The sequence below is a fragment of the Portibacter lacus genome (assembly GCF_021533215.1).
In the GTDB taxonomy this organism is placed as follows: Bacteria; Bacteroidota; Bacteroidia; order Chitinophagales; family Saprospiraceae; genus Portibacter; species Portibacter lacus.
The window spans coordinates 1-8145 of record NZ_JAJNKA010000030.1 but is presented as its reverse complement, the minus strand read 5'-3'; the positions used below and the strand labels follow the sequence as shown (position 1 = coordinate 8145).

Annotated in this window: 5 protein-coding genes; all 5 read right to left on the bottom strand. The window is 33.8% G+C overall.

Going from position 1 to position 8145, the window contains the following annotated elements; all coding sequences use genetic code 11:
- Window positions 1-177: 177 nt before the first annotated feature.
- Window positions 178-672 carry a hypothetical protein gene (locus L2586_RS24235; protein WP_235295594.1) on the bottom strand — a complete coding sequence of 165 codons (495 nt, stop codon included), beginning with the start codon at window positions 670-672 and terminating at the stop codon, window positions 178-180.
- 4 nt (window positions 673-676) lie between these two features.
- On the bottom strand, window positions 677-1240 hold the full coding sequence (locus L2586_RS24230; protein WP_235295593.1) for a hypothetical protein: 564 nt from the start codon (window positions 1238-1240) through the stop codon (window positions 677-679).
- Between the two features lie 138 nt (window positions 1241-1378).
- Window positions 1379-2569, bottom strand: coding sequence for a hypothetical protein (locus L2586_RS24225; RefSeq protein ID WP_235295592.1), 1191 nt, complete (start codon window positions 2567-2569; stop codon window positions 1379-1381).
- A 91-nt stretch (window positions 2570-2660) separates the two neighbouring features.
- Complete coding sequence (locus L2586_RS24220) at window positions 2661-3350, bottom strand: hypothetical protein (protein WP_235295591.1); 690 nt, start codon at window positions 3348-3350, stop codon at window positions 2661-2663.
- Window positions 3351-5946: 2596 nt separating this feature from the next.
- Window positions 5947-6768, bottom strand: coding sequence for a hypothetical protein (locus L2586_RS24215; protein ID WP_235295590.1), 822 nt, complete (start codon window positions 6766-6768; stop codon window positions 5947-5949).
- Between the last annotated feature and the right edge of the window lie 1377 nt (window positions 6769-8145).

Genomic DNA, 8145 nt, shown 5'->3' with positions numbered 1-8145 from the left:
CAAGCGTAAAAATTGCTAAATGAGCAAGATGTGTCGCTTTTTTTTGAAGGATGAATTGATCGGAATTATCTGTTTTAAAATCACCTTGGTTTTTTGCGCGATCGTTTTATTAGTGGCACTCTAACGTCTAATGATAAGAGGAGGAGCGACGAAGGAGCTCTTACTTCTTATCTAATGTTAGGTAGCGTTTCTTTTATATAATATCATCTGTCCTGCACTAAAAAATGCAAAAAAGCATGTTGTAAAAAGTAATAATTCAATTCTCTTATGATAAAGATATTCACTTTGTGTTAGCTCCCTGATCAGCTCTCCATGATTCATCACTGACAATTTGCCTTCACAATTATCAAGCACACCGCCTAAGTTTCCATACAGAATGAACAAATACGAATAAAGAGAAAAAGAAACAACACAAAGTACGACGGTCCAAATTCTAAGATTTGAAAAAACATCAAATGTTGATCTAGGATTAGGAATAAAGGAGCTATACTTTGTTATTCCAACAACGAATACCGAAATTGATACTAGTGCGTAGAAAACTAATAAAATCCAATAGTAATATTGAACTGCTTTGACATGCCCAAATAGGGCTAAGAAGAATATTGGAAGTACCATTATAGAAGATGCTATTGTCCACTTAAAATACTTTTTCGCTTCTATATCTCTTATCATGACTTTATTGCTGTGAGTCTTTATCGTGAGAATATGTTTTGCTTTTATCTTTGTTTATACTCATCACTAAGAATAATAATCCACCACCAACTACAGCAACTAACATCAAGAGATTGATTCCGGTTAGATGAGCAAGTAATCCACCTGGTAGACCGAAAATTATTGCACCTAACATTGATCGTCTGACATACTGGTAAGACGATTTTCTAGTATCTTTTAATTGTGCTTCATTTTCAGAAATAAAAGACTGATTGGTTTGTAATGTTTTCTGGTAATTTGAAATAAATTCTTGCCATAAGTTTTCTTCTTGGTGCGACACTGCTTGGAAAACTGTGTTTATTTCAAAATTTGCTATTATATCATTTTTATCAAAACTAATTTCTACAATGCTTTTCCATTTAAGTGGATTGAAAGTTAGCATATTCCTTAAAATACTTCCCCTCTCAAATTGAATTGAGAGTTCATCATTATTTGTCAAATTAAACCCTTGAGATTGAAAATAAGTGATAGTTCCCTCTCTCATTTTTTCTCTAGATTTATTGGTTGTGAATTTGATTTTGCGGTCCATTTATCTCAATTTCAAATAAATACATTACTTTTTTGTGTTTGGTGTCGTCGCAAGATACTTATGTGCTGACAAATAATTCTTATATGACTTATCAGATTTCTTGTTCGTAATTTGTGTTAGAACTATGCTACATAACGGTTATGGATATGTGGACGTGCCGACGATAGGAGGCATGCCATCATATCCTGTGTTAGCGATAGTAACTCTTTCAACTTCATTACAAAATCTTAACCAATATTCTTGTAACCACTCTTCGTTATTTTCTTTCCAATAGTTAGCCCATTTTTTTGCATTTTCTAAATTGTTTGTAAGTAAACTATAAGTTATAAATGAGACAAAAGGATAAAATGATTTTTTTGCTGGTTCTAAAGAATGTTTGTGGTAATTCTGTTTTATATACAATTCCTTTTCAATTATTTCTTCTTCTGCATCTTTAATTAATTTTTCAATGAAATCTTGATCCAATTGAATTGTAATCATTCCTTGATTTAGACTACTGAAAGATGAAAATAATCCATTGTCAATTCTTCCAAAAAAGGCACGAATAAAACTTCTTTGACCGATATCAAATTTCACTTCAGATTGATTTTCGTAGTCAATATGAGCCCTTATCAAAATATAAGACAAATCAGAAATTGGTATATAAAATATTTCATTCTTGAAGGTCTTGTTATTAGTGGCCTTTTTGAGTTTTGATAATCTTTCTACTAACTTCTGGCTTGCTAAATCCCGTTTCAAATATTTCCAGTTCTTGAAATTCCATTTTTTCAAAGACTTTACTTTATTTGATTCTAAAAATTCTAATAGATCTTTACTGTAATTAAAGCTATTGTTAAAAGATTTGGTAAAGATTAAGTACCAAGTTGCTCTTTTTGTTTCCTTTTTTAAGCTGTTGTATAAGCGTATTAATCGATTGAAAGACTTAATTGAAGTTAATTCAAAATGTAGAACTTTTACTGCGACTTCTCCTAATTCATCTGATTTTGGGTTCTCAATGATATCGATTAATAATTGTTGAACTTTTTCACTTTTCGAATATGTAAGTGAGTTTACTGCTGAATGATTGATACTATTGTTTCGTGCTCTAAAGTACTTGGTTAGGAATTCAGGATTAAAGCTTTCTGGTTTTTCGAGATGTTTTAGTATACTTAACCAACTTATTGTACTTTCCTCATCCAGTTTCTTTGATAGTTGGAGTTTGCATAGATTCAAAAGCTCTGTATCTTCAATTGGAGCATTTTTATAACTGTATATACTCGCAAACCCTTCCCAAATAGAAGAGTTGGGATTTGCTTTTATATGTTCATTAAATTGCTCTATGGCTTTCATATATTTTTTATTATCGCTAACGGTTCAGCCATAAGATGAGGAACGACGATAGGAAGTTCTTCATTCTTCATGGCCTGTTATCTGTATTTTTTTATAGATTGATGCCCATTTCATACAAGGAGTTGGCAATCTCAAGAGAAAGACTATCTTCTCCATCTTTGACATCTTTGTAAACTTCAATCCATGTTTCTCCAGAATTCAATCTCCTATTGAAATTAACATAATCATGCTTAAACGACTCTTTTCTATCAATTGATGCTTTTCCAATTACTTCATCCAAAAGATCTTTTTCACTTAAAAAAACATAGAGGTGGATGGAACAACGGAGATTGAAACAAGGCTTCCAGATGTAATTATTTATTTTGTTTATATCCGTAAATTCATCATAAAAATGAAACACATCCTTTTCTATAACTTGTTTAATTTGGCTTAATTTTTCATTGTAGGTGTTTTCCCTAATTCCCAGATCGTAACTTATCCAAGGAGGTCCAGCCTTAAAAAGGTTTGCGATTGCAGCTCCTCCAATATATCCATTGTTTTGTTTGAAGTTCTCTTTTTTATATTTTCTAAGACCTTCATGACTCACAGAAGCTCTAACTTCTAGATAGTTGACCTCTTCTAATCTATTTGGGCTAATTGCACTTCCGAAATTCAAAGACAATTTGAAATCACCAACTTTCTTGTAGATACTTTTTTTTGTACATCTAAAACCATTTTCTTGTAATGCAGTTTCCTCAAATATTTGTCTTATTGCTTTTTCTCTAATTTCTTTTTTGTTCATCCATATTTAAAATTTAGCTCAAAGCTGAGCAGCGGTAACTAATCTATTTATTATCATCAAAATATAAATCTTTTACTAAATTGAGACCGTTTTGTGTGATAAAAAAAATTAGGTTGCGGTGTTACAATTTACATTTATTTAAATCAATTTTTAGCGGTTGAATCCACTGAATTACAGATAACGTTCTGGCGATAAGAGGAGTTTCGCCCACCGCGATTCGTTACCTCTAAAATTAAACAATTTTTCCAAAAGTGAGAATGGAACACGTTAAAGGCGAAATTACTTCTTATCGCCTGTTATATACAGGGACTAAACTTTTTTTTAACACTCTTAAGTCAACCCAGAAGAGAATTACTTGAAATCCCAAATGTTTGAATTGTTTAGATGGCTTTTTTCGGTTGCTGTTCCATTTTTAGAAAGAGAAGACGGATTTGTATGAATCAAAATGAAATGCCGAAGTTGGATCTTTAATATTCGATGTAATCGTAAGCGCGAATGGGTTGATCGTTTCCACTCTATTAAGAATGAAAAGTGATCGAATAGAATCTGCAGAATAGTTCGAATGTAAACGTGAATGCGTTGAGCGTTACGATGTTAAGATAGAGTAGGAGACTTAAACCTTCGGCAATTTCATTATTTAGGACATTTACTTGTTGACCGTCTTCTCAGTATATCAATTTACTCGTTCTGAAAGAGAAGACGAGTTTGGCTTATCAAAATGAAATGCCGAAGTTGGTAAGTCTAAGAATCGATGTGGTCGTAAGCGCGAATGGGTTGATCGTTACCAATCGATTAATCATGAAAAGTGAACAAATAAAATCTACAGAATGATTCGATTGCAAACGTGAATGCGTTGAGCGATACGATTAAGAAAAATGAGGAAAGTTATGTATTCGGCACTTTCATTATAAACATGAAAATGAATTTACCGTCTTCTCTGGATCGTTAATCAACCGAAAAAAAGTTTCGAAGAAAAGAGTGTGAAAAAGTAACAAGAGAGCCAGCACTCGCGAAGGGATTGACCGTGGTCAATTCCTTGTATATAACGTTCTGGCGATAAGAGGAGTTTCGCCCACCGCGATTCGTTACCTCTAAAATTAAACAATTTTTCCAAAAGTGAGAATGGAACACGTTAAAGGCGAAATTACTTCTTATCGCCTGTTATATACAGGGACTAAACTTTTTTTTAACACTCTTAAGTCAACCCAGAAGAGAATTACTTGAAATCCCAAATGTTTGAATTGTTTAGATGGCTTTTTTCGGTTGCTGTTCCATTTTTAGAAAGAGAAGACGGATTTGTATGAATCAAAATGAAATGCCGAAGTTGGATCTTTAATATTCGATGTAATCGTAAGCGCGAATGGGTTGATCGTTTCCACTCTATTAAGAATGAAAAGTGATCGAATAGAATCTGCAGAATAGTTCGAATGTAAACGTGAATGCGTTGAGCGTTACGATGTTAAGATAGAGTAGGAGACTTAAACCTTCGGCAATTTCATTATTTAGGACATTTACTTGTTGACCGTCTTCTCAGTATATCAATTTACTCGTTCTGAAAGAGAAGACGAGTTTGGCTTATCAAAATGAAATGCCGAAGTTGGTAAGTCTAAGAATCGATGTGGTCGTAAGCGCGAATGGGTTGATCGTTACCAATCGATTAATCATGAAAAGTGAACAAATAAAATCTACAGAATGATTCGATTGCAAACGTGAATGCGTTGAGCGATACGATTAAGAAAAATGAGGAAAGTTATGTATTCGGCACTTTCATTATAAACATGAAAATGAATTTACCGTCTTCTCTGGATCGTTAATCAACCGAAAAAAAGTTTCGAAGAAAAGAGTGTGAAAAAGTAACAAGAGAGCCAGCACTCGCGAAGGGATTGACCGTGGTCAATTCCTTGTATATAACGTGATAGCGATAAGAGGAGTTTCGCCTTCCGCCTAACGTTACCTCTAAAATTAAACAATTTTACGAAATGCGTATTGGAGTGGGAATTATTTAAGGCGGAATTACTCCTTAATCGCATGTTAGATGCCGCTTTTTTTAAGTTTAGGAATACGTTTACAGTTGACGAATAATTAGTGCCGAGCGCCGAACAGAGATGAATTGAAAGCCACAAATGTTCGCTTATTGGGCAGGATAGTGCTGATTTAGTGAAAAACGCGCGTAGGGCAAGAATGTATTAGAGTAGGAATCGTGCATTGGAGTTTAGCGATAACAAATAAGTTAGGTGAGGCGTATTTTGCTGTTTAGGTTTTCGTTTATGCATACGTTTGTTTTGCGCTAGGAGCCGAATCTCTAATGTTGGACGAAGCCAAATCAAACTCAGCTTTCGGTGCGAGCATTGAAGATTGGATGGAATGAGGGTAAAGCAAAAAAACTCATTGGAGTAGAAATCTCAATTATGCCAAAGGCTTATCGCAAGCGTAAAAAATGCTAAATAAGCAAGGTGTGTCGCTTTTTTGAAGGTGGATTTATTCGAAACCATAAACATTAAAAATACATTGGTTTTTTGCGCGATCGTTTTATTAGTGGCACTCTAACGGTCCTGTGACATCCAGAGTGCAAGCGACAGCGAAGCATTATGGATCGTCACCTGTTATCTGTAGCCTCTTTAAATTTCTCTAATACTTCTTCAATTGAAGTATATATTTTCCCATTGGCAATATATTCAAAATCTTCATTAATCTCTTTGTCATAAACATAATATATGTTTGGATTTCTCTTGTTCAATTGAATGAATTCATGATACAAGCTTGATCCCATTCCTTTGTAATTTCTAAAATCTAATATGATAGACTCATTATCTTTAATTGATTTAGTAAATTGTTGAAGATCCTGTTCTTCGTTTGTCGTCAACGGGCCCCATATTCGGTAAGTTTTAGGCTGCACTTTAATTTGAGTAATTGGAAGCCCATAATCGAAATAAGATTTGAGAGTTTCAAAGTAGATTTGGTTTTGGTATTTATCAGTTTGCAATAAAATATCAAAAAGCTTATCTAAGTAATTATAATGAATTGAATTTTCTTCTCGAATTGGTACATGTATTGAGAATGTATCCGATCTATTTAAATAGTTTTTTATAATTGTTGAAGAGGCTCCATCAGTGTAACCATAATGACGTTTACCGTCATCCTTAAATGATGCAATTTTATTGAATAATTCTTTAATTTGAGGATTGATAATAACCTCTTCTTTGATTTTCGTTTCTTTTCCAGACAATGATATTTCAATCGAATTTGGCAATTCAAATAGATTGAAAGTCATTTTAGAAGTATCATGTTTAGCTTCAATTTTGTATTTTGAATAATTATGAAAAGCTGGATGTATTTCAAGTTCTACAGATTGAATAACTTCTTCTGTTTTACAACTGGCAATAATGAAAATTGTTAATAAAATTATTATCTCTCTCATACAATTGGTTACAGATAACGTGATAGCGATAAGAGGAGTTTCGCCTTCCGCCTAACGTTACCTCTAAAATTAAACAATTTTACGAAATGCGTATTGGAGTGGGAATTATTTAAGGCGGAATTACTCCTTAATCGCATGTTAGATGCCGCTTTTTTTAAGTTTAGGAATACGTTTACAGTTGACGAATAATTAGTGCCGAGCGCCGAACAGAGATGAATTGAAAGCCACAAATGTTCGCTTATTGGGCAGGATAGTGCTGATTTAGTGAAAAACGCGCGTAGGGTAGGAAAGCATAAAAGTAGGAATCGTGCATTGGAGTTTAGCGATAACAAATAAGTAAGGTGAGGCGTATTTTGCTGTTTAGGTTTTCGTTCTAGTCAAACGTTTATTTTGCGCTAGGAGCCGAATCTCTAATGTTGGACGGAGCCGAATCAAACTCAGCTTTCGGTGCGAGCATTAAAGTTTGGATGGAAGGAGGGTAAAGCAAAAAAACTCATTGGAGTAGAAATCAGAATTATGCCAAAGGCTTATCGCAAGCGTAAAAACCATTTAAATAAGCAAGGTGTGTCGCTTTTTTGAAGGTGGATTTATTCGAAACCATAAACATTAAAAATTACATTGGTTTTTTGCGCGATCGTTTTATTAGTGGCACTCTAACGTGATAGCGATAAGAGGAGTTTCGCCTTCCGCAAATCGTTACTTCTAAAGTTATTATAATTTTAGACAAAATGTGTTGGAGTAAGAATTATTTAAGGCGAAATTCACTTCTTAATCGCGTGTTATACTTAGTGATAAAAAGAAATCTTATGACACACGATTGCGTTTGCCATTCGTAAATTCAAAAAAAAGCTACAAGCGGAGATAAATACGTTGAACGTTTAAGATCTGACTCACGAAGATCGGTGCGTTGGCCTACTTTTTTCGGTTGAGCTAACGATAATACGAAAGAGAAGACGAGTTGGAACATGACAAAATTGAAAGCTTGGATTGGAATGGCCAAAGTTGCTAGTATACTGAAAGCGCGAAAGTTGAAGGTTTCCGTATTTATTAAGAGAAAAACTGAATAAGTAAAAACAACATTTCAGTAATTGAGCAAAGACATTGATGAGTTTACCGTTGCAAGATTTGGTTATTGAATTGAAGGAAATGTACTTGTTTAATTTGCTTTCTGGCGCGCGTTTAAGTTGATCGTCTTCTCCTGACAAAATTTTAGTGTCGACCGAAAAAAGTTTCAAAGAATTGAGCTTTATAAATGGCTAAGTACCACCATAGATGAATTGACGGAGTCAATTCATTAAGTATAACGTCTTAGCGATAAGAGGAGTTTCGCCTTCCGCCTAACGTTACCTCTAAAATTAAACAATTTTACGAAATGCG